23 protein-coding genes are annotated in these 22,041 nt (G+C 69.5%); 14 read left to right on the top strand and 9 right to left on the bottom strand.

The annotated features are described in order from the left end of the window. Positions 1-43: 43 nt before the first annotated feature. A complete protein-coding gene (locus tag AAFN86_RS09795; RefSeq protein ID WP_347543118.1) occupies positions 44-238 on the bottom strand; it encodes a hypothetical protein in 195 nt (64 codons plus the stop codon). A 150-nt stretch (positions 239-388) separates the two neighbouring features. Between AAFN86_RS09795 and AAFN86_RS09790 the strand changes: the two genes are divergently transcribed. Further along, positions 389-1,228: a transporter substrate-binding domain-containing protein gene (locus AAFN86_RS09790; RefSeq protein WP_347543117.1), complete on the top strand. Its 840-nt coding sequence runs from the start codon at positions 389-391 to the stop codon at positions 1,226-1,228. Then, on the top strand, positions 1,228-1,968 hold the full coding sequence (locus tag AAFN86_RS09785) for an amino acid ABC transporter ATP-binding protein (protein ID WP_347543116.1): 741 nt from the start codon (positions 1,228-1,230) through the stop codon (positions 1,966-1,968). The genes AAFN86_RS09790 and AAFN86_RS09785 overlap by 1 nt, the downstream gene beginning before the upstream one ends. 41 nt (positions 1,969-2,009) lie before the next feature. Here the strand turns inward: AAFN86_RS09785 and AAFN86_RS09780 are convergent, their stop codons facing one another. Then, a complete protein-coding gene (locus tag AAFN86_RS09780) occupies positions 2,010-2,594 on the bottom strand; it encodes a hypothetical protein (RefSeq protein WP_347543115.1) in 585 nt (194 codons plus the stop codon). A 65-nt stretch (positions 2,595-2,659) separates the two neighbouring features. Here AAFN86_RS09780 and AAFN86_RS09775 point away from each other — a divergent pair, with 65 nt between their 5' ends. From AAFN86_RS09775 to AAFN86_RS09765, 3 genes are all read left to right on the top strand, one after another. After that, complete coding sequence (locus AAFN86_RS09775) at positions 2,660-3,340, top strand: amino acid ABC transporter permease (RefSeq protein ID WP_347543114.1); 681 nt, start codon at positions 2,660-2,662, stop codon at positions 3,338-3,340. A 6-nt stretch (positions 3,341-3,346) separates the two neighbouring features. Beyond that, positions 3,347-4,021 carry an amino acid ABC transporter permease gene (locus AAFN86_RS09770; RefSeq protein WP_347543113.1) on the top strand — a complete coding sequence of 225 codons (675 nt, stop codon included), beginning with the start codon at positions 3,347-3,349 and terminating at the stop codon, positions 4,019-4,021. Positions 4,022-4,086: 65 nt separating this feature from the next. Beyond that, positions 4,087-5,046, top strand: coding sequence for a tripartite tricarboxylate transporter substrate binding protein (locus AAFN86_RS09765; RefSeq protein WP_347543112.1), 960 nt, complete (start codon positions 4,087-4,089; stop codon positions 5,044-5,046). Positions 5,047-5,135: 89 nt separating this feature from the next. Here the strand turns inward: AAFN86_RS09765 and AAFN86_RS09760 are convergent, their stop codons facing one another. Both AAFN86_RS09760 and AAFN86_RS09755 read right to left on the bottom strand, forming a co-directional pair. Beyond that, the gene (locus AAFN86_RS09760) at positions 5,136-5,603 is read right to left on the bottom strand and encodes a DUF3237 domain-containing protein (RefSeq protein ID WP_347543111.1); all 468 of its coding nucleotides are present in this window, start codon (positions 5,601-5,603) and stop codon (positions 5,136-5,138) included. A gap of 42 nt (positions 5,604-5,645) precedes the next feature. Beyond that, positions 5,646-6,062, bottom strand: a complete 417-nt coding sequence (locus tag AAFN86_RS09755; RefSeq protein ID WP_347543110.1) for a rhodanese-like domain-containing protein — start codon at positions 6,060-6,062, stop codon at positions 5,646-5,648. A gap of 175 nt (positions 6,063-6,237) precedes the next feature. Between AAFN86_RS09755 and AAFN86_RS09750 the strand changes: the two genes are divergently transcribed. The 6 genes from AAFN86_RS09750 (at position 6,238) to AAFN86_RS09725 (ending at position 14,998) form a co-directional block, all read left to right on the top strand. Continuing rightward, complete coding sequence (locus tag AAFN86_RS09750; protein WP_347543109.1) at positions 6,238-6,870, top strand: TetR/AcrR family transcriptional regulator; 633 nt, start codon at positions 6,238-6,240, stop codon at positions 6,868-6,870. Between the two features lie 65 nt (positions 6,871-6,935). Beyond that, on the top strand, positions 6,936-8,018 hold the full coding sequence (locus AAFN86_RS09745) for an efflux RND transporter periplasmic adaptor subunit (RefSeq protein WP_347543108.1): 1,083 nt from the start codon (positions 6,936-6,938) through the stop codon (positions 8,016-8,018). 12 nt (positions 8,019-8,030) lie between these two features. After that, positions 8,031-11,102 carry an efflux RND transporter permease subunit gene (locus tag AAFN86_RS09740; protein ID WP_347543107.1) on the top strand — a complete coding sequence of 1,024 codons (3,072 nt, stop codon included), beginning with the start codon at positions 8,031-8,033 and terminating at the stop codon, positions 11,100-11,102. A gap of 18 nt (positions 11,103-11,120) precedes the next feature. Then, the gene (locus tag AAFN86_RS09735) at positions 11,121-12,296 is read left to right on the top strand and encodes an MFS transporter (RefSeq protein ID WP_347543106.1); all 1,176 of its coding nucleotides are present in this window, start codon (positions 11,121-11,123) and stop codon (positions 12,294-12,296) included. 77 nt (positions 12,297-12,373) lie between these two features. Then, entirely contained in the window at positions 12,374-14,002 is a 1,629-nt protein-coding gene (locus AAFN86_RS09730) for a long-chain-fatty-acid--CoA ligase (RefSeq protein ID WP_347543105.1), read from the top strand. A 138-nt stretch (positions 14,003-14,140) separates the two neighbouring features. After that, positions 14,141-14,998: a PHB depolymerase family esterase gene (locus AAFN86_RS09725; protein WP_347543104.1), complete on the top strand. Its 858-nt coding sequence runs from the start codon at positions 14,141-14,143 to the stop codon at positions 14,996-14,998. On the opposite strand, the gene AAFN86_RS09720 is transcribed toward AAFN86_RS09725, so the two are convergent. Further along, positions 14,991-15,821 (bottom strand): sulfite exporter TauE/SafE family protein, encoded by an 831-nt coding sequence (locus AAFN86_RS09720; protein ID WP_347543103.1) that lies wholly within the window; start codon positions 15,819-15,821, stop codon positions 14,991-14,993. The genes AAFN86_RS09725 and AAFN86_RS09720 overlap by 8 nt on opposite strands. Before the next feature lie 74 nt (positions 15,822-15,895). On the opposite strand from AAFN86_RS09720, the gene AAFN86_RS09715 reads away from it, so the two are divergent. After that, the gene (locus AAFN86_RS09715; protein WP_347543102.1) at positions 15,896-16,657 is read left to right on the top strand and encodes a sulfite exporter TauE/SafE family protein; all 762 of its coding nucleotides are present in this window, start codon (positions 15,896-15,898) and stop codon (positions 16,655-16,657) included. Beyond that, positions 16,654-17,361, top strand: a complete 708-nt coding sequence (locus tag AAFN86_RS09710) for an amino acid racemase (RefSeq protein WP_347543101.1) — start codon at positions 16,654-16,656, stop codon at positions 17,359-17,361. Before AAFN86_RS09715 ends, AAFN86_RS09710 begins: the two co-directional genes overlap by 4 nt. 260 nt (positions 17,362-17,621) lie before the next feature. On the opposite strand, the gene AAFN86_RS09705 is transcribed toward AAFN86_RS09710, so the two are convergent. Then, positions 17,622-17,861 (bottom strand): hypothetical protein, encoded by a 240-nt coding sequence (locus tag AAFN86_RS09705; protein WP_347543100.1) that lies wholly within the window; start codon positions 17,859-17,861, stop codon positions 17,622-17,624. Between the two features lie 147 nt (positions 17,862-18,008). Further along, on the bottom strand, positions 18,009-19,082 hold the full coding sequence (locus AAFN86_RS09700; protein WP_347543099.1) for a tartrate dehydrogenase: 1,074 nt from the start codon (positions 19,080-19,082) through the stop codon (positions 18,009-18,011). A gap of 130 nt (positions 19,083-19,212) precedes the next feature. On the opposite strand from AAFN86_RS09700, the gene AAFN86_RS09695 reads away from it, so the two are divergent. Then, positions 19,213-19,569, top strand: coding sequence for a hypothetical protein (locus tag AAFN86_RS09695; protein ID WP_347543098.1), 357 nt, complete (start codon positions 19,213-19,215; stop codon positions 19,567-19,569). Between the two features lie 558 nt (positions 19,570-20,127). On the opposite strand, the gene AAFN86_RS09690 is transcribed toward AAFN86_RS09695, so the two are convergent. Both AAFN86_RS09690 and glcE read right to left on the bottom strand, forming a co-directional pair. Then, entirely contained in the window at positions 20,128-20,766 is a 639-nt protein-coding gene (locus tag AAFN86_RS09690; RefSeq protein ID WP_347543097.1) for a hypothetical protein, read from the bottom strand. A 57-nt stretch (positions 20,767-20,823) separates the two neighbouring features. Continuing rightward, a complete protein-coding gene (glcE, locus tag AAFN86_RS09685; protein WP_347543096.1) occupies positions 20,824-22,002 on the bottom strand; it encodes a glycolate oxidase subunit GlcE in 1,179 nt (392 codons plus the stop codon). Between the last annotated feature and the right edge of the window lie 39 nt (positions 22,003-22,041).

The following is a 22,041-nucleotide window of genomic DNA, read 5'->3' as shown; positions in this document are numbered from 1 at the left end:
TTGGTCGCGCCGGTCCCGACGCTGTCAAATCAGGGGGGCTGATTCAGCGCGGATGGCCGGCCTCATGATCGCGTCGCGGTTCCATCAACATCAGCCCGGCGAGGATAAGCGCGCCGCCGCCTAACGCCAGCACCGCCGCGGCGGCCAGCGGCGCCGTGACATCGCCGAGCAGCAGCACGACGAGCAGCAGGTTTCCGAGGAAGCCGGCTCCGATCAGCAAGGCGGGGATGAATGGCATTGGCGTCGCTCCGTTCATGACGGAATAAAACTGCCCGCGGCGGCGGCAGAAGGTCCCTCAGAGGGCAACTTCATGGCAGTGCCCGCATGGACAGCAGGGCAGCCATCTGAAAATGTGCCGCCGGAAACCGAGTTCAGAGGAGGCTTCCCAATGCGCAGGCTTATCGCCGCCGCCCTGCTGTCCGTCGCCGCCGCCGCCCCCGCCTTCGCGCAGGGCCAGCCGCCGCTGCGCTGCGGCGTGGACGGCACCTTCGCGCCGCACGCCTTTCCGAACCTCCAGGGCGGCGTGCAGGGCTTCCAGATCGACCTGTTCCGTGAGGTCGCGCGCCGCATGGGCCGGGAGATCGTGATCGACAGCGCGTCCTTCTCGGGCCTGATCCCGGCGCTCAATGCCGGGCGCTACGACTTCCTCTGCGCACCGACCACGGTGACGCCGGAACGCGCCCAGGCGCTGCTGTTCACCGAAGGCTACCTGTGGACCGAGCTGCAATTCGGCATCCGCCGCGGCACGCCGCCGATCCGTTCCGAGGAGGACCTCCGCGGCAAGACGATCAGCGTGAACAAGGGCACGCCGTATGAGCAGTGGGTCAACAACAACCGGGAACGGCTGAACCTGACGCTGCTCGCCTTCGACAGCCAGGCCGATGCGGCGCAGGCGGTGATCCAGGGCCGCGCCTATGCGAACCTGTCGGGCAACACGGTGGTGCGGTACTCGGCGTCGCGCACGCCGCAATACGTCGCGGACTACGTGCTGCCTGGCACGCGCTTCCACTGGGGCACGCCGTTCCGCCAGGATTCCGGCGCGCTGCGCAACCAGGTCGAGGACGTCATCGTCTGCATGAAGCGCGACGGCACCGTGGCACGGCTGTCCGAGCGCTGGTTCGGCTCGGCCCCCGGCCCGGACCAGGCGGAGCGGATCGAGTTCCCCGGCTATGGCGTGCCGGACCTGCCCGGCTTCGACCCGACCCCGCAGAACCCGACCTGCGGGTGATGCCGACCCCGATCGTCGAGGCGCGGGCGATCCACAAGCATTTCGGGCATCTGCATGTCCTGAAGGGTGTGGATCTGCAGGTGGCCGAGAAGGAACTGGTGTTCCTGATCGGCCCCTCGGGGTCGGGCAAATCGACGCTGCTGCGCTGCCTGAACCGGCTGGAGGACCCGTCCTCCGGCTCAGTGGTGGTGGACGGCATCGACATGTTGGATGCCAAGACCGACATCAACAAGGCGCGCCAGCGCATCGGCATGGTGTTCCAGTCCTTCAACCTGTATCCGCACATGACGGCGCTGGGGAATGTCGCCCTCGCGCTGCGCAAGGTGCAAGGCATGGGCCGCGCGGAGGCCGAGGCGAAGGCGGCCCGGGCGCTGGACCGCGTACATTTGGGCGACCGCGCCGACCACTATCCGCTGCAATTGTCGGGCGGGCAGCAGCAGCGCGTGGCGATCGCGCGCGCCATAGCACTCGAACCCCGTGTCATGCTGTTCGACGAACCGACCAGCGCGCTCGACCCCGAACTGGTGGGTGGCGTGCTGGCGGTGATGCGCGAATTGCGCGAGGACGGCATGACCATGGTCGTGGTCAGCCACGAGATGGGCTTCGCCAAGGCGGCGGCCGACCGCGTGGTGTTCATGGCGGACGGCGTGATCGTAGAGGAAGGCATCCCCGGGGAGATCTTCGCCGATCCGAAGCATGACCGCACCCGCGCCTTCATCTCCCAGATCGAGCGGCACTGATGCCGCGCCATGCCTGCGAAGGCGAGGCGCTGCGCCTCACATCAGGTGTCGAGGCCGTTGCACTCCTGCGCCGGGCGGGTGAAGGCGAACCAGCCCTGCGGGCCGCGCAGGCAGCCATTGGTCCAATTGCCCTCGATGACGCGGCCGCGCAGCACCAGTCGCCCGCGGCCATTCGGGTGGGACATCAGCCAGCCCCCGTCATACACGATGCCCGCGGCGGGGATCTCGACCCGGCCGGAGACGAAATGGTCGTCGCGGAAGGTGCCTTGCTGCATCACCCGCACTTCCTTCCCGGCGGTGATGGTCAGCCGTCCTGCGCCCTCATTCTTGCCGCGCCGCATGGCGCCTTCGTAGATCATCGCGCGTTCGCGGCCGTCCTCGCGCCAGGTGACCACGCCGCGGCCTTCGCCTTCCGCCGGGCCGTCCGGGCAGGGGCCGGTCCAGGATGCAGTCAGATCCACCGCCTGGCCGCCGATGCCGCTCGCCCACAGCCAGCACCCTTCCGCACCGTCGCTGACGAAGCCGCCGCGCCCGCCCGGCACCAGCCGCTCGGCGTCCGGCGGCGGGCCGGCGGCGGCACACAGCAGCGCGATCGCGGCAAGGGTCGTGGTCTTCCATGGCAGCATCCGGCGCATCCCTTCTTCGGGTCGTCGTCGCATCATAGCGCAGGCTGGCACGGATGGCGCACCCCATGACCAGTTGGGACCGCTTCACCGACAGCTTCTTCAACGCCCGCGTCATGGCGCAATACCTGCCCAAGATCATCGAGGGCTTCTGGCTGACCGTGATGCTCGCGCTGTGCATCATCGCGGCGGGGCTGGCACTGGGGCTGCTGCTGGCGCTGCTGCGCGCCTTCGGCATCCGGCCGCTGAACTGGCTGATCATCTTCACGGTGGATCTGTTCCGCGCCCTGCCGCCGCTGGTCATCATCGTGCTGCTGTTCTTCGGCCTGCCCAATGCGGGGATCGAACTGTCTGGCTTCGTCGCCGCCTGGCTGGCGTTGACCCTGGTGCTGATGGCCTTCTCCGAGGAGATCTTCTGGGCCGGCATCACCTCCGTCGCGAAGGGGCAGTGGGAAGCGGCACGCTCGACCGGGCTCGGCTTCGTGCAGACGCTGACCTATGTCGTGCTGCCGCAGGCGCTGCGCATCACCATCCCGCCGCTGACCAACCGCACCATCGCCATCACCAAGGGCACGGCGCTCGCTTCCGTGGTGGCGGTGCCGGACATATTGGGCGCGGCGAATGCGGGGGTGTCGTTTTCCTTCAACCCGTCGCCGCTGACGCTCGGCGCCATCGCCTATCTGGTGCTGTTCCTGCCCGTCGTCGTGCTCGGCCGTTGGATCGAGACGCGCTTCGCGTGGAAGCGATAGCGCGCCATGGACATGTTCCTCGACACCTTCTTCAACTGGCAGATTGTCACCGAAGCCTGGCCGATCCTGTGGCAGGGGCTGAAGGCAACGCTGCTGCTATCGCTGCTGGTGGTCCCGCTAGGCATCGCCGGCGGCATCGTCATCGCCGTGCTGTCCACCATCCGCAGCCCGTGGGTGAAGTGGCCGTTGCGCGTCTGGGTGGATACCTTCCGCGCCCTGCCGCCGCTGGTGCTGCTGATCTTCATCTTCGCCGGCCTGCCCTTCATCGGCGTCGATGTCGGCCCTTGGGGGGCGGTGGCGATCGGCTTCCTGCTCAACACCGGGTCGTATTACGGGGAGATCCTGCGCGCGGGCATCGAGAGCGTACCGCGCGGCCAGCTCGAAGCCGCACGCTCCACCGGCCTCACCCGCGGCCAGACCATGGCCTATGTCGTGCTGCCCCAGGCCGTGCGGAATGTGCTGCCGGACCTGATCTCCAACACGCTGGAGGTGGTGAAGCTCACCTCGATCGCCTCGGTCGTCGCGTTGCCGGAATTGCTGTTCCAGGCACGCCAGGCGCAGTCCGTCACCTACAACGCCACGCCGATCATGGCGGCTGCCGTGGTTTATTTCATCCTGCTCTGGCCCGTGGTGCGCGTGCTGTCGCGGCTGGAGAACCGGCAACTGGCGGGCCGCCGCTGATCGCGCGATGATGCACCGACCGCGCCGGCAGAGCGCGGCCGCCCCATCGTCCAGGACATGCCGCCATGACCATCACCATCCGGCGCCGGCCGCTTCTCGCCGCGCTCGCCGCCCTCCCCGCGCCCGCCTTCGCGCAGGGCGCCGCCCGCCCCGTCACCATCATCGTCCCCTTCGCCCCCGGCGGCAGCACCGACATCGTCACCCGTCTGCTCGCCGAGCGCATGACCACGCTGCTCAACCAGACCGTGCAGGTGGAAAATCGCCCCGGCGCCAACACCGTGATCGGTGCGGAATACGTCGCGCGCGCCCGGCCCGACGGGCTGACGCTGCTGATGGCCGCCGGCACCACGCTCACCATCAACCCGGTCATCGTGCCGAACCTGCCCTACAAGGTGGACGATTTCGCGCCCGTGATGCTGGCGACGACATTCCCGTTCGGCATCATCACCAGGCTGAACGGCGGACCGGTCGACGTGCCCGCCTGGGTGGCGGCGGCCAAGGCGCGGCCGGGGATCATGACCTACGGCACCAACGGGCCGACGACCCTGACCAACGTCGCCATGCTGATGGTGATGGAACGGCTCGGCATCACCATGCAGGACGTGACCTATCGCGGTGATTCCGCGCAGCTCGCAGCCTTCCTGGCCGGCGATCTCGACATGCTGATCGTCGCCGGCGGCACCGCGCAGCCCGTCCATCGCAACAACCAGGGCCGGCTGATCGCCTGGACCAGTGCTCGCAAGGTCGAGTCCACGCCCGAGGTGCCCTCCATCGCCGAATTCGCACCGGGACTCGACGTGCTGTCCTGGTTCGGCATGCTCGCCCCGGCCCGCACGCCCGCCGATGCAGTGCAGCGGTTGAACGCGGCGGCGAACGAGGCCCTTCAGGATGCGCGCATCCGGGAACGGCTGACCACCGAAGGGCAGTTCCTCGCCGGCGGGACGCCGGATGATTTCGCGACCTTCCTGAAGCGGTCCGACGATCAGTGGCGGCCGATCCTGCAAAGGCTGGATGTGCCGCGGTAGGAAGAAAGGGCGGGGGAGAGAACTCCCCCGTACCCCCTCCTTTTTCTGGCTGTCACCAGGGCAGGAACCGCCCGGCAGCCGGAGCCCATTCAGCCGATGGCGTAAACGTCGTAGGTCGGGCCCGACGGCGGGCGCTGGCCGACGCCAACCGCGATGATCGAATTCATCCAGGCGAATTCCTCCGACCCCGTCTCGAAGCGAATGGCCGTGCGGAAGTAATATTCCGAGGGATCGGTCGGCTGGCCGCTGTTCATGCGCGCCAGCACCTCGGCCGGACCATGGCGCACGCCGGTGTAGTGCATGTACACGATGGCGCCCGAGGTCGATTTCAACGTCAGCCGCACATCCATATGCGCCGTGCCGTCGGGGAAGACGCGCAGCCAGTCGGCGGCGGTGCCGGGCACCAGCTCACCGGTGAAACGCGGGCCCTCGGCAGTCCCGCCCGTTACCGGGATGATGCGCAGCTCGCCATTGGTCGCCGTGCCGGCCATCTGCGGCGCACCGGCCGACAGCGCGAGGCGGAACAGGAACTCGGATTGCAGCGGCAAGGTCGTCACGGCGTTCTCCCCATCGGATGATGGCGGGAGAATGCCCGCGCTTCAGCGCTGCCGCCAGGGCAGCCCGTCCGCCTTCCAACCGGCGACATGGCCGCGATGGCCGTCGCCGTCCACTGGCCCCTCGAAGCCATCGGCGACGTTGAAGGCGTGCGGGAAACCGGCGGCCTGCGCGGCCTGGCCGGCGGCCAGCGACCGCGCGCCCGACCGGCAGATGAAGAAGATCTTGTGCAGCGGGGTCAGCCCCGCCTTGTGCAACTGGTCGGCGAAATGCCCATTCACCTGCATGGTCGGATAGACCTGCCACGGGATCAGCACCGGCTGCTTGCCGATGGCGGCGAGGTCCGGCAGCCCGACGAAATTCCATTCCGCGTCGGTGCGCACATCCACCAGCGCGCATTGCGGATCCTCGGAGAGGAACTGCCAGGTCTCCTTGGGGCCGATATCCGGAACGCCTGCCACGATGCGGCTCCTTGCGACTCAATCATGCTCCAAAAGTGGTACGGCGCCGCAGCAAGGGCAAGCACCGCGGCGGCATGGCCGATCAGCGCGAAAGGCAGCCATGGCGGCAGATTGCTTCCATCGCGGATCAGCACGCCGTAGAGTGTCGCTGACGACTGACGGAATCTTTCAGCGCATGAATCGCTCCAATCCCGGCACCCAGGAAGACCGCGCCGCCATCGCGCGCCAGCGCATCCTGGAAGCGGCCGAGGCGCTGTTCCGCTCGATGGGCTACCAGAAGACCGCGGTCGCCGACATCGCCCGCGAGCTCGGCATGTCCCCGGCCAATGTCTATCGCTTCTTCGCCTCGAAAAGCGCGATCAACGAGGCGATCGCCGAGCGGTTGCTGGAAGGCGTCGCCGGCGACCTCGAGGACATCGCCGATGGACCCGGCGCCGCCGCCGACCGGCTGCGCACCATGATGCGCCTGCTCCATGCCCGCCACATGGCGCTGTTCTTCACGGAGAAGCGCATGCACGACATGGTCACCGCCGCCATGTCCGAACATTGGGGCGTGATCGCCGCCTTCATCACGCGCATCGAAGGCGCGCTCGGCCGGGTGCTGGCGGATGGTGCCGCACGGGGCGAATTCGCCGCCCTCGACCCGGCCGCGACGGCGCGGATGATCAAGCAGGCGACGCTGTGCTGGATGCATCCGGTGCTGATCGCGGAAAGCCTCGCCAAGAACATGACGGATGAGGTGCGGATGGCGGGCGAGCTGGAATCCATGCTCGACCTGCTGATCAAGGGACTGAGGCCTGATTCCTGATCACTGATGATTGTTGACTTTCGTCATACACGATGGATATCCTGGGTTGCCCCCGGAGATCCGCCATGCGCGTCCCCTTCCCCGCCCTTGCTGCCCTCGCCCTGCTCGCCGGCTGCCGCGATTCCGGTCCCCAGGCCGCGGTGCCGGAGGCCCCGAAGCCCATCCAGGTCGCCGAAATCCACTTCGCACCGGCCGAACAGCCCCGCGCCTTTGCCGGCGTGGTCCGCGCCCGGCGGGAAGCCGACATCGCCTTTCGCGCCAATGGCCGCATCGCCGCCCGGCTGGTTGATCTCGGCGCCACGGTGACGGCGGGGCAGGACCTCGCCCGCATCGATCCCGCTGATATCGCGCTGTCCGTCCGCGGCGCGGAGGCCGACCTCGCCGCCGCCGAGGCCGAGGCCCGCCGCGCGCTGGCCGAGGCCGCCCGCTCCCGCACCCTGCTCGCCGCCGGCCATGTCGCCGCCGCCTTCGACGAACAGCGCCAGACCACCGCCCGCGGTGCGGAGGAACGCGTCGCCTCCGCCCGCGCCGCGCTGGAACTTGCGCGCAACCGGCTGGACCACACCATCCTGCGCGCCCCCTCGGATGGCGTCGTCACCGCTGTGCTGGCCGAAGTCGGTCAGGTGGTCGGCGAGGGCCAGGTGGTGATGCGCATGGCCGACCCGGCCGAGCGCGAATTGCTGGTGCAGGTGCCCGAGGGGGCCCTGCCCGACCTCGCTGCCGCGCGGGCCGACGCACGGCTCTGGGCCAGGCCGGACGAGCCCATCGCCGCCCGGCTGCGCGAGGTCGCCCCCCAGGCCGATGCCACCCTGCGCACTTACGCCGTGCGCTTCACCTTGCCGGATGCACCAGGCTGGGCCGCGCTCGGCATGACCGGCACGGTGCGGCTGCGTGCCGAAACCACGCCGGTCGCGCTGCTGCCGGCCTCCGCGCTGCATGACCGCGGCCAGGGGCCGATGGTGTGGAAGGTGGAGGGCAGCCGCGTCGTCGCCGTGCCGGTCGAAGTGGCACGGCTGGGCGAGGCGCAGGTCGCCCTGCGCGGCGCGCTTGCGGAAGGCGACAAGATCGTCGCCCTCGGCCCGCAACTGCTCGACCCCGGCAGTGCCGTGCGGGTGGTGCAGACCCGCGCCGCCGCCACGTTGCGCTGAGGACATGCCGCCATGGGCTTCAACCTGTCCGATTGGGGCGTCCGCAATGGCGCGCTGACCTTCTTTCTCATCATCATGCTCGGCGCGGCCGGCGCCTTCGCCTATCTCCGCCTCGGTCGCGCCGAGGATCCGGGCTTCACGCTCAAGGTCATGGTCGTCACCGCGCAGTGGCCGGGGGCGACCGCCGAGGAGATGCAGCGCCAGGTCGCCGACCCCATCGAGAGCCGGTTGCAGGATTTGGCATTTCTCGACCGCGTCGAGACCTTCACCCGCCCCGGCCAGGCGGTGATGACCGTGGTGCTGCGCGACACCACGCCGCCGCGCGAGGTCCAGGGCCTGTGGTACCAGGTGCGCAAGAAGGTCGGCGACATCCGCCAGACGCTGCCGGCCGGCGTGCTCGGCCCCTTCTTCGACGACGAATATTCCGACGTCTGGTCGGCGATCTATGCCGTGACCGGTGCGGAGAATGCCGAGCTGATCCGCCAGGCAGAGGCGATCCGCGCCCGCCTGCTGCGCGTGCCCGGCGTGGACAAGGTGAAGATCTTCGGCGAGCAGGCGCAGCGCATCCACATCGAGGTGGCGCATGCGCGCCTTGCCTCGCTCGGCGTGCAACCGCAGGCCATCATCGATGCGCTGGCGCGGCACAATCCGGTCGCGCCCGCCGGCGTCGTGGAAGGCAGCGCGACCCGGATGCATCTGCGGGTCGATGGCGGCTTCGACGGCCTCGCCGCGATCCGCGAGGTGCCGGTCGCGGCCGCCGGCCGTTCCCTGCGCCTGGGCGACATCGCCGAGGTGTCGCGCGGCTATGCCGACCCGGCCTCGACCGGCATCCGCCAGGGCGGGCAGCCGGCTGTGCTGATCGCCGTCGGCAAGCAGCCAGGCGTGAACGTGCTGACGCTGGGCGCCGATCTCGCGGCGGCGATGCAGGCGCAGCAGCGCGTCACGCCGCTCGGCATCACCGTCGCGCCGATCGTCGACCAGGCACATGTCGTGCAGGAGAGCGTGGCGGAGTTCCTGCTGAAATTCGTCGCCGCGCTGGGCGTGGTGATGGTGATCTCCTTCCTCTCGCTGGGTTTCCGCGCGGGGATCATCGTCGCGCTGTCGGTGCCGCTGACGCTCGCCATCGTCTTCCTGGTGATGCTTGCGACCGGGATGGAGCTGGAACGCGTCACCCTCGGCGCGCTGATCCTCTCGCTCGGGCTGCTGGTGGATGATGCGATCATCGCCATCGAGACCATGGTGGTGAAGCTCGAGGAAGGCTGGTCGCGCGCCAAGGCGGCCACCTTCGCCTGGACCTCCACCGCCGGGCCGATGCTGTCGGGCACGCTGGTCACCGTGGCGGGCTTCCTGCCGGTTGGCTTCGCGCGGTCATCGGCCGGCGAATATGCCGGCGGCATCTTCTGGGTGGTCGGCTTCGCGCTGGTCGCATCCTGGTTCGTCGCGGTGCTGTTCACGCCCTGGCTCGGCGTGAAGCTGCTGCCGACGCCCAAGCCCGGCGGCCACCACCACGCCTATGACGGGCGCGGATACCGCGCGCTGCGGCGCGTCGTCGGCTGGTCGGTATCGCACCGGCTCATCGTCATCGGCGCGACGCTGCTGGTGATGGTCGCCGGCTTCGCGGCGATGGGCGCGGTGCGCAAGCAGTTCTTCCCGACCTCCGCGCGGCTTGAATTGCTGGTGGATATCAACCTGCGCCAGGGCGCGAGCTTCGCCGCGACGCTCGACGCCGCACGGCGTGTCGAACAGGCGCTGGAAGGCGACGACGATGCGCGTCTGGTCACCACCTATCTCGGCCAGGGCAGCCCGCGCTTCTTCCTCGCGCTGAACCCGGATCTGCCGAACGAGGCCTTTGCCAAGCTGGTGGTGCAGGCGCGCGACATCCCCGCGCGTGAACGCCTGCGCGAGCGCCTGATGACGCTGGTGCAGGATGGTCTGGTGCCGGAGGCGCGGGTGCGCGTCTCGCGGCTCGATTTCGGCCCGCCGGTCGGCTACCCGGTGCAGTTCCGCATCCATGGCGACGACCCCGCCGCGCTGCGCCGCGCCGCCGAGGATGTGCTCGCCGTGATGCGTGCCACGCCCGGCACGCGCGATGCCTCGCTGTCCTGGGGCGAGCGCGCGCCGTCGCTGCGGCTGGAACTCGATCGCGCCCGCGTCGCGGAACTCGGCCTGTCTCCCGCGCAGGTCGCGACCTCCCTGCAATTGCTGCTGACGGGTGCTACGGCGACGCAGTATCGCGAGGGCAACCGCCTGGTCGATGTCGTGCTGCGCGCGCCCGCCAATGAACGCCTGACGACGGAGACGCTGGCCGACCTGTCGCTCGCCACGCCCGCCGGGCCGGTGCCGCTGTCCCAGGTCGCCCGCCTGGTGCCGGATGCCGAGGAACCCATCCTGTTCCGCCGCAACCGCGAGGCCTACATCACCGTCCGCGCGGATGTCGCAACCGGCCTCCAGGGGCCCGACGTCTCGGCTGCGGTCGCCGCGCGGCTGCGCCCCGTCATCGACGCCCTGCCGGTCGGGCTGCGCATCGAAACCGGTGGCGCGACCGAGGAATCCGGCAAGGCGAATGCCGCGCTCTTCGCGCTGTTTCCCATCATGATCGCGGCGATGCTGGTGCTGCTGATGGCGCAGCTGCGCCATTTCGGGCGCACGGCGCTGGTCTTCGTCACCGCCCCGCTCGGCATCCCGGGTGCTGCCTTCGCGCTGCTGGCGATGGGCGCGCCCTTCGGCTTCGTCGCCCTGCTCGGCGTCATCGCGCTGGCCGGGATGGTGATGCGCAACACGCAGATCCTGGTCGACCAGGTGCGCCAGGATCTCGAAGCCGGGCACGATCTGCGCACCGCCATCATCGAGAGCACGGTGCGCCGCACGCGTCCTGTACTCCTGACCGCGCTCGCCGCCGTGCTGGCCTTCGTGCCGCTGACGCTGTCGGTGTTCTGGGGGCCGATGGCAATCGCGATGATCGGCGGGCTGTCGCTCGCCACCGTCGCGACGCTGCTGGTGGTGCCCGCCATGTATGCCCTGGCGCTGCCCTGGCGGCGCCGCGCGGGGGCCCGGCACGGCATGGCCCTGGCACCGGCCGAGTAAGCCCCCATCTCCATCACGATGACCGCCGCCTCCGCCGCTGCCTCGCGCATCCCCGTCCTGGCGGCGGCGTCCTTCGCCACGGCCACGCAATCCTTTGTCTTCGCCGCGCTGCTCAGCGAATTGGCGGCGGATCTTGATGTGCCGGTGTCCCAGGCAGGCCAGCTCGCCACAGCCTTCGCGCTGACCTTCGGCCTGTCCGCGCCCTTGGTCGCGGCGCTGCTGGGCCGGTTCGAACGCCGCACCGTCATGGTCGGCTCGCTGCTGGTGCTCGCCGCGGTGAACCTGCTGATCGTGCTGGTCAGTTCCTTCCCCGCGCTGCTCGGGTTGCGGGCCGCGGCCGGGATCGCGGCGGGTGGCGTCATCCCGGCGGCCACGGCCGCGGCCTTCGCGCTGGCAGCGCCCGAACGGCGCGGCCAGGCCGTGGCGATCGTGATCGGCGGGACGACGGCGGCCTTCCTGCTCGGCATCCCTCTTGGCGCGGTGGTCGGGCAGGTCTTCGGCTGGCGCGGCTGCTTCGCCTTCGCCGCGGCCATCGCGATCTGCGCGGCCACCGCCATCCGCCTGCTGGTGCCGCGCGTGCCGGGCGATCGCGGCGGCGTGGCCGGCGGGATGGCTGCGCTGCGCATCCCCGGCGTGGCGCCGAGCCTCGCGCTGAACTTCGTCACCTTCACCGCGGTCTTCGCCGTGGCGGCCTATATCGGGCCGGTCAGCAACCGCATCTCCGGCCTGACGGGCAGCGGGGTGGGCGCGATGCAGGCGCTGGTCGGCGTCGCCGCGCTCGCCGGGTTGCCGATCGGTGCGCGGCTGGCCGACCGCGCCGGGCGGGCGGCGCTGCTGCTGCCGGCGGGCGTGCTGGCGGCGAACCTGCTCTACACCGTGCTGCTGGCCGGCATGGCCGATGGCAGCGGGCTCGCCTTGCCGTTGCAGGCGGTGGCGGTGCTGGTCTCGGCGGGCTGCCTGTTCGCGCAGTCGCCGGTCGTGGCCTCGCGGCTCGCGATGCTGGCGCCGGAGGCACGAGGCTTCGTGATGGCCTGCAACGCGTCGTCGATCTTCCTGGGCCAGGCGGGCGGCGCGGCGGCGGGCGGGCTGGGCATCGCGATGCTGGGGCTGGCCGGGGCGGGGGTGGCCGGCGCCGTGGCGGCGGTCCCGGCGGTGCTGCTGGCGCGACACCTGATGCGTCGCGCCCCTTCCTGACGCCCCCCGGATTGGGTGTAGCCTGCCCCTGACGAAGGCCCGCCGCGAAGGATGGGCCGGTTGGGGAAGGATTCGCCATGCTTGGCCTGATGCAGGATTGGCCGCTGCTGATGCATACGGTGCTGGACCACGCCGCGATCCAGCATGCGAAGCGCGATGTCGTCAGCCGATCCGTGGAAGGCCCCTTCCACCGCACCGACTATGCGACGATCCGGGGCCGTGCCCTGCGGGTGTCGCAACGCCTGGTGAAGGACGGCATCCGGCCCGGCGACCGTGTCGCCACGCTCGCCTGGAACACCTGGCGGCACCTCGAAGCCTGGTACGGCATCGCCGGCGCGGGCGCGGTCTATCACACCGTCAATCCGCGGCTGTTCCCTGAGCAGATCGCCTGGATCATGAACCATGCCGGGTCGCGCATCCTGATGCTCGACCTGACCTTCGTGCCAATGATCCAGGCGCTGGCGGACAGGCTGCCGCTGGTCGAGCGCTTCGTCATCCTGACCGATGCGGCGCACATGCCGCAGACCACCCTGCGCAACGCCGTCGCCTATGAGGATTGGATCGCCGAGGTCGATGGCGACTTCGCCTGGCTGCGGGTGGATGAGAACGACGCCGCGGGCATCTGCTACACCTCGGGCACCACGGGCGACCCCAAGGGCGTGGTCTATTCGCATCGCTCCAACGTGCTGCACGCCATGGTCTGCACGCAGGTGGATTGCTTCGGCGTGTCGGCCGGCGACCGCATCATGCCCGTGGTGCCGATGTTCCATGCCAATGGCTGGTCGTTGGCGCTGTGTGCGCCGATGGTCGGTGCGGCGATGATCATGCCGGGGGCGAAGCTCGACGGCGCCTCGGTGCATGAGGTGATCGAGCGCGAGCGCGTCACCTTCTCCGCCGCCGTGCCGACGGTGTGGATGATGCTGCTGCAGCATCTGGAATCGACCGGCGCGCGCATCGATACGATGAACCGCGTGGCGATCGGCGGGTCCGCCTGCCCGCCCGCCATCACCAAGGCGTATCAGGAGAAATACGGCGTGCGCGTCATCCATGCCTGGGGGATGACCGAGTTGTCCCCCGTCGGCACGCTGTTCGCGGTGAAGCCGGAGGTCGCGCATCTGACCGGCGACGACATGCTGCGCCTGCAGGCCAAGCAGGGCACGCCGCCCTACACCGTCGAGATGAAGATCACCGATGACGACAACAGGCCGCTGCCCTGGGACGGCACCACCTTCGGCCGCCTGAAGGTGAAGGGCCCGGCCATCACGCGGCGGTATTTCCGGCGCGAGGAGGAGGAGGTGCTCGACGCCGACGGCTTCTTCGACACCGGCGACGTCGCGACCCTGGATGAGAACGGCTACATGGAGATCACCGACCGCTCGAAGGACGTGATCAAGTCCGGCGGCGAATGGATCTCCTCCATCGCGCTCGAGAACGCCGCGGTCGGCTATCCCGGCGTGGCGGAGGCCGCGGTGGTGTCCATGAAGGACCCGAAATGGGATGAGCGGCCGCTGCTCATCCTGGTGATGAAGCCGGGCGTGCTGTCGCCGAACCTCACGCAGATGCGCGACTTCCTCGCTGACAAGGTCGCCAAGTGGTGGCTGCCCGACGACCTGGTCGTGGTGGACGAGATCCCGCATACCGCGACGGGCAAGATCCTCAAGATGAAGCTGCGCGACATGTTCAAGGACCACAGGCCGGCAGCCTGAGAGACCGTTTGGGGGTGCGGGCCGGTGCCGGCATTCCCAAACGGTCTCGATGCGCTTCGCCCGGGTTGCGCTTCGTCGCACACGGATGGCCCGCGACATGGCAATCTGCCGTGGTCGTCCCCCCTGCCGGAGTCCGCCTTGCCGCGCCTGTTCCTGATGTTTGCCCTGCTGGTCCTCGCGATGCCCGCCGATGCGCGGGAAAGGCCGCGCCGGCCAGCCGCGCCCGCGCTGATCGACTCGCTGCCGGGCACCGAGCGCATCGCCATCGAGGCCGGCGGCCGGACGCGGCACTACCTGCTGCATGTGCCGCGCGGCGCGTCCGGCGCGCGGCCCGTCGTGCTGGTCTTCCACGCATCTGGGGGGCAGGGCGCGCAGGTTGAACGGCAGTCGCGCTTCTCCGCCCTGGGGGATGAGGCAAGCTTCATCGCCGCCTACCCGGAAGGCGAGGACGGCCAGTGGCAGGTCCTGCGCGACCCGCGCAGCGAGATCATCTTCGCCCGCCTGGTGATCGAGGACATCGCCCGCCGCACGCCGATCGACCGCGGCCGGATCTATGCCGGCGGCCTGTCGAGCGGGGCGGTCATGGCTGCGGCACTGGGCTGCTTCGCGCCGGATCTCGTGGCCGGGGTGGGCCTGGTGGCGGGCGAATACGTCTCGCCCTGCCGCAACACCCCCCGCGCCCCGGCCATCCTGTTCAACGGCACCGCCGAGCCCAGCCCGGCCAGCGCCACGCGACGCACGAGCGTGCCGGCGCGCGCCCTGGTGCCGGCGCGCGGCTATGCCGAGGCCTGGGGGTCCGGCACCGGCTGCCACGCCGGCGCCGAGGCCCTGCCCGCCCGCGCCGGCGCACCGCCAGAACGCTTCGCCTGCGGCGGCGCCCAGGCGGTGTTCTGGCCGATCCCCGGCGCCGCCGCGGGCTGGCCGGGCGGCCCGGGCGGCCCCCCCGCCCCCGACGCGACGCGCGAGATCTGGCGCTTCTTCGCCGCCCTCAGGTGACCAGCGACCAGAACATCTTGATGCTGGTGACGAACAGGAACACCGCGAAGGCCCGCTTCAGCCACAACGGCGGAATGGTGTGCGCCAGGTGCACGCCCCAGGGCGTCGCCAGGATCGAGGTCGGCGCGATCAGGGCGAAGCCGATCAGGTTGACGTAGCCGAGCGACCAGGGCGGCCTCAGCGGGTCGTTCCAGCCACCCAGGACGAAGCCGATCGTGGCCGGGATGGAGATGATCAACCCGAAGGCCGATGCCGTCGCCACCGCCGAGCGGATGGGCGCGCCGAACATCGACAGCAGCGGCACGCCCAGCGTCCCGCCGCCGATGCCCATCATCGCGCTGACCGAGCCGATGCCGATGCCCAGCGCCGCGCGCGGCGGGCCTTCCGGCACGGAATCGGTGATTTTGAACTCGACGCCGGTGAAGCCCATGTTCAGCGCGACCATCAGCGCCACCACGGCGAACACCGCCGTCAGCCCTTCCCCCTTCACATAGACGGCGAGAAAGGTGCCGAGCGCGACACCGGCCAGCATGGACGGCCAGATCGACCTCAGCAGCGCCACATCCATCGCACCCTTCGCATAATGCTTGCGCGCCGACTGGATCGAGGTGGGGATGATGGTGGCGAGCGACGTCGCCACCGCCAGCTTCATCTGGATGGTCTCGGGGATGCCGAACAGCGGGAACACGCTGAACAGCAGCGGCACGATGACGATGCCGCCACCCACCCCCAGCAGCCCGGCCAGCGTGCCCGAGACCAGTCCTGTCGCCGCCATCGCGGCGGCCAGGCCAAGAAGCCAGAGCGGGTCGTTCAGATGTTCCATGGCGTGCGCCGTCCGGGATGGGCGAGGGAAGGAAAATGCGGCATACACGCTGACCCTTTCAGCGTCACCCCGCCTTGCCCTTCATCATCGATCCCTGGTTCTACGTCCTGGCCATCCCGGCGGTGCTGATCACCGGCATCAGCAAGGGCGGCTTCGCTGGTGGCGCGGGCAACATGATGATGCCGCTGATGGCGCTGTCGGTGCCGGCCCCGGTCGCCGCCGGCATCGCCTTGCCGCTGCTCTGCGCGATGGATATCTCAGGGCTGCGCGCCTGGTGGGGCAAGTGGGACAAGCGGGAGATGCGCGTGCTGGTGCCCGGGGCGCTCGTGGGCATCCTGGCGGGCGGGTTCACCTTCACCCTGTTTTCGGACCACGCCATCAAGGCAATGGTCGGGCTGACCACGCTGGTCTTCCTGGGGCGCACGCTGTGGCTCGCACGCCACCGGCAGCCGCCCCCGGCCGCCCCGCACGACCCGGTGAAGGGCGCCATCTGCGCCGCCGCGTCAGGCTTCACCAGCACCATCGCCCATGCCGGGTCGCCGCCGCTGGCGATCTACATGTATCCGCGCCGGCTCGAACGACAGGTGATGGCTGCGACCTCCGTCGTGTTCTTCGGCATCGTCAACTACGTGAAGCTGATCCCCTATTTCCTGCTGGGGAACCTGTCGGTGGCGAACCTTTCGACCGCCCTGGTGCTGCTGCCGCTGGCCCCGGCCGGGGTGTATCTTGGCATCTGGCTGCAGAAGCATGTGCCCGATGCGCTGTTCTACCGGGTGCTCTACGCTTTGCTGCTGGTGACGGGCGTGAAACTTACCTGGGACGGGGTTTTCGCATGACGGCTGCGCGGGTGCTGGGCGTGTTGGGCGGCATGGGGCCACTCGCCGGCGCCACCTTCATGCAACGGCTGACGCTGCTGACGCCGGCCGACCGCGACCAGGAGCACATCCCCGCCATCCTGTGGTCCGACCCGCGCGTGCCCGACCGCACCGCGGCGCGGCTGTCAGGCGGTGAGGACCCGCTGCCCTGGCTTCTGCGCGGCATACGCGGGCTTGAAGCGGCCGGCTGCGGCGCCATCGCCATCCCCTGCAACACCGCCCATGGCTGGTTCGAGCCGATGCAGGCCGCAACCCGCCTGCCGATCCTGCACATCGTGCATGCCGCGGGCGACGAACTGCTCCGCCTGCACGCGCCCGCCGGGCCGATCGGGTTGATGGCGACAACCGGCACATTGGCGATGCGACTGTACCAGGACCGGCTGGCGACGCGCGGCTACGACTGCCTGCTGCCGACCGAGGAGGAGATGACGCGGATCGTGATGCCGGCGATCGACCTGGTGAAGGCGAACCGCGTCTCGGAATCCTACGCGCCGCTGGCGGAGATCGCGCGTCGCCTGATCGAGCGCGGTGGCCGCGCCGTGGTGCTGGGGTGCACCGAAATTCCGCTCGGCATCGCAGCAGGGCCGGCACTGCCATTTCCGGTGGCGGATACGATCGATGCGCTGGCGCGGGCGGCGATCGCCTGGGCGAAGCCGGCGGGGTGAATGGGGGATGGAGGGGCCTTGCCCCTCCAAACCACCCCGCCAGGGGCCTGCGGGCCTCTGGACCGCGAGGATTTGGCGCATGGCAGACAGGAGTGCGCTCGCTGTGCTCAGCGCGTTGAGGATCTACGCGCCGCGCGCCGGGCACGTTCCCCAGTGAAGAACGACATCCCTGCCGAACGCCAAGTGATGGTTTCCAAAGGCCTTAAGCCTTTGGTGGGGTGAGGTCCGGAGAGGGGCAAAGCCCCTTTCCGGCTACCATCTCAATCGCAGTCGCACCCATCGGTCGGCCCGCTGTCGCCGCGGACCACGTGGTGGTCGATCCATTCCGCGACCAGCCGCCGCGCCTCGTTGACCGAGGATTCCGGATGATGAATGCGATACAGCGCGGTGCAGGCACCGAAGGCACTGAAATCAGCCGAACCCTGTTCGCGCAGCTCGCGATAGGCGGTCACCACCGCCCGTTCGCAGCGTCGCGCGATGTGGCTGAAATCACCGGCCATGGTTGATACCTCGCGGCGTCGATTGATAATCATTCGCAAACGCAGTTGAGAATCGTTCTCAAATGCTGCCCCAGATTAGCGTCAGCACCGCGGCCATTCAAGCCGTGGAACGCATCACGACAATTCCGTGATGTGCTCCTCCTTTCGTCAGCCGCGGGCGACCGCCTCGGCGATGGCGCGGCCCACATCGACCGTCCCGGCCTGGCCGCCCATGTCACGGGTGCGCGGGCCACCCTCGGCCAGCAGCTTCTCGATAGTCGACACGATGGCGGCGGCGGCGTCCTTCTCGCCCAGATGCTCCAGCATCATCGCCCCCGACCAGATCTGGCCGATCGGGTTGGCGATGAACTTGCCGGCGATGTCGGGCGCGGAGCCGTGCACCGGCTCGAACATCGACGGATAGGTCTTCTCCGGGTTGATGTTCGCACTCGCCGCGATGCCGATCGAACCCGCCACCGCAGGGCCGAGGTCGGACAGGATGTCGCCGAACAGGTTCGAGCCCACCACAACGTCGAACCAATCCGGGTGCTGCACGAAATGGGCGCAGAGGATGTCGATATGGAACTGGTCGGTCGTCACCTCGGGGTAGTTCTTCGCCATCTCGGCGAAACGTTCGTCCCAATACGGCATGGTGAAGGTGATGCCGTTGGACTTGGTGGCGGAGGTCACCTTCCGCCGCTTGCGCGTCATCGCCAGTTCGAAGGCGTACTTCATGATGCGGTCGCAGCCGATGCGCGTCAGCACCGATTGCTGGGAGACGAATTCCCGGTCCGTGCCGGGGAACATCCGTCCGCCGACCGAGGAATACTCGCCCTCGGTATTTTCCCGCACGACGTAGAAGTCGATGTCCTCCGGCCCGCGATTGGCGAGCGGCGACTTCGAACCGGGCAGCAGCTTGCACGGCCGCAGGCTGACATACTGGTCGAACTGCCGGCGGATCGGGATCAGCAGGCCCCACAGGGAGACATGGTCCGGCACCCCCGGCCAGCCCACCGCGCCCAGGAAGATCGAGTCGCTGTCGCGCAGCCGGTCCATGCCGTCATCGGGCATCATCTTGCCGGTCTGGACGTAGGTCTCGCAGGACCAGTCGTAATGCGTGAGGTCCAGCTCGAATCCGAAGCGCCGCGCCGCGGCATCCAGCACGCGCAGGCCCTCGGGCGTGGTTTCCTTGCCGATGCCATCGCCGGGAATGACGGCGATGCGATGCTTGCGCTGGGCCATTGGGCGCCTCCTCACGTCTGGGCGCGCACCCTAAGGGTGCGCGGGCGGAGCGCAAGGTCACGGCATGACAATGTTGCGGTCGTGATACGCTGTTCCGGAGTCGTCACACGAGGGATGGAAAACCCCTGTCATGCTTCTTCGCGGCGCCGCCTTCCTGGCCCTGGGCCTTGCCCTGGCCGCCTGCAGCGAGGACTTCACCGAGACCAGGCCGCCGGACCATGACGGCACGCGCAGCCTGACCCAGGCCGAACTCCGCTGGTGCATGTTCAACGACATCCGCATCGAGGCCGCCCGCCCCGACATGCGCGGCGCCAAGCAGGGCCAGGTGCAGGCCTTCAACACCGCGGTGGCGGATTGGAACAAGGGCTGCCGGCGCTATCGCTACAGCCGGTCCGACCGCGATACGGTGCAAGGCCAGGTCAATGCGCGGCGCGCGCAGCTTGAAGCCGAAGGCAAGGCGCAGTTTGCGGTGCGGGAAGCCGGCTGATGCCGACCGCCATCGATCGTCATCCTGCGGGACGGCGCCGAGAGGGCCGAGCCCTTCCCTGACTCATCCCACAAAAGGCCTTTGTCCCATTGGAATGCCGTGACAGTGGCGCCCTTGTCCGCCCGCCGAAACCTGCTTCTGGACTCGAAGCGCGCGTGACCCCGATGGAACAGCCCCCGCCCAGCACCCGGCATCGACTTCAGACGTCTTGCGCCACTGATACCAACGGCCGAATTCTTCGCCCGTTGGTATCGGCTTCGGCGTGCCCTCAGACGCCGGACTACCGGCGGGCCGCCTTTGCGGCCTCGGCACGAGTCAATGACTCGTGCCGTCGGTATGAAAGCCCTTTGATGCTTGGCCGTGAGGGCAACCGCAGTGTCACCCCGAGCACCGTTCCATAACGGCGCCACCGCCCATGCAAACGGCCCGAAATCCCGCGGTCCAGGGACCCGTTGGTCCCTGGCGGGGTGGCTTGGAGGGGCGGCGCCCCTCCAATCTTTGCGTGCATCAGTTGGCGCCCCCGTACACCTGCCACGGAGCCATCGACGCGCCGCCGATTCACGGCGGCAGATAGGTCCAGACCGCCACCGCCCCGAACCACAGCCGATCTGTCCCTGCCCGGCATGGCGCGATGGCGTGCCCCCAGGTGCCGTAGGTGGTGACAACCTCACCCACGAAGTCGAAGCGATGCAGTTGGGGCCGCTCGATCAGCCGGCCGGCCGGATCGTGGTTCTGCACCATGCGCTGCATCCACAGCCAGGAGATCGAAATGCGCGACGCCGCGTCGGCCGGCGTGCCGACGGGGCGTGAAACCTCGACGCGAATGAAGGGTGTCACGGCACGACGCAGCCGATCGCCGGAGGCCGTGTAGCCGGTGATGTAGACGGTGCTGAGCTGCGCGGTCGACGACAGTTCTCCATTGGCATCGAGCCGCAGCACGTGGTCGTAGAAGGTGCGCAGCCCATCCGTCAGGTCGTATGGCGGCGTGGTGGCGAGCGAGAGCTTGCGCGATTGTGCGGCGAGGCGCTCGGTACGCCCGGCGCATTGCTCGGCGCTGCGGCCTTCGACTGCCACTGTCGTGATGTCGATGTGGTCGGCGATGGCCTGGGCCTGCGCCGCGCCCGCCGTGACCAGCGCCAGCGTTGGCGCCAGCGCCCGGAACACGACGCGGCGCGGGAGACGCGTGGGCGGTTGCATGACCGGTCCAGTATTGCACGCCGGGGAGGCCGCGTCGCTACCGCCGCGGCCCGACATTCAGACGCCCGCGCGTATCCGACCCGGGTTGAGGATGCCCGCCGGATCGAGCGCGGCCTTCACGCGCCGCGCGATGGCGGCAAGCGGCGCGGGTTCCGGGGGCAGCACCGCGACTGAGAGTCGCAGCGCCTCGGGCGCACGAAACAGCGTGCAGGTGCCGCCGGAGATGGACGCCGCGGCGACCAGAGCATCATGCGCCGCGGCGCTGGCCGGCGCGGCCACCCAGACCAGGCCGCCGCCCCAGTCGAGCAATGCACGACCACCCAGCGCATCGGCGGCCCGCACCACGGCAGGCGCGGCGGAGGGGCGAACGGATACGCGCCAGACCGCTTCCTCGGGGTGGGCGGCGAGCGGGGTGGCGTCGCGCACCTCACGCCAGAAGCCGCGAGACGGGTCGCCTTCCAACAGGGTGGGTGAGCCGAAGGTGGCGAGGGATTCCCGCAGCCGCGCGGCGCGGTAGGTGACGGAGGCGGCGAAGTCCTCCAGCCGCAACGCGGCGAGGTTTGGCGTGCCGGGCAGCAGCGCTGCACCGGTGACGCTGAACGGGCTGCCGAGGCCGGCCGAGAGGACCCGCACGCCGGTGGCCGTGTCGGGCACCTGGAACAGCAGGGTCGCAGTCGCCTCGGGGGCGGGAAGGACCTTCAGCGTGATCTCGGTCATCACGCCGAGGGTGCCGTAGGAGCCGGCGAGCAGTTTGCAGAGGTCGAGGCCGGTGACGTTCTTCAGCACGCGGCCGCCGGAGCGCATCACTTCCCCTGCCCCGTTCACGAAGCGGATGCCGAGCAGGTGGTCGCGCATCGCGCCCCAGGCGATGCGGCGCGGACCGGACAGGTTGGCGGCAATGATACCGCCGAGGGTGGCGGGTTCGTCAGCGCCGAAGATCGCCCGCGTGTCGGGCGGTTCGGCGATGAGGTGCTGGCCCTTCTCGGCGAGGGCGGCCTCGATCTCGGGGATCGGGGTGCCGGCGCGAGCGGCGACGATGAGTTCCGACGGGCGGTACAGCGTGATGCCGGTCAGGTTGCGGGTGGAGACGGTGCGCGCGGCCTGGACGGGCCGGAGCAGGCCTCGCTTGGAACCATGGCCTTCGATGGACAGGGGTTCGTTCGCGGCATGCGCGGCGGCGATGGCGGTGGCGAGGCCGGCTTCGTCGGGCGGGGCCAGGGTGGTGCCGGCGGTCACGCGACGCTCCGGGGCGAAGGCTGCGGGGCGGCGAGAGGG

Source organism: Roseomonas sp. CAU 1739, assembly GCF_039839775.1.
In the GTDB taxonomy this organism is placed as follows: Bacteria; Pseudomonadota; Alphaproteobacteria; order Acetobacterales; family Acetobacteraceae; genus Neoroseomonas.
The sequence above is the reverse complement of the archived record's forward strand: the minus strand, read 5'-3'. Positions and strand labels throughout refer to the sequence as shown.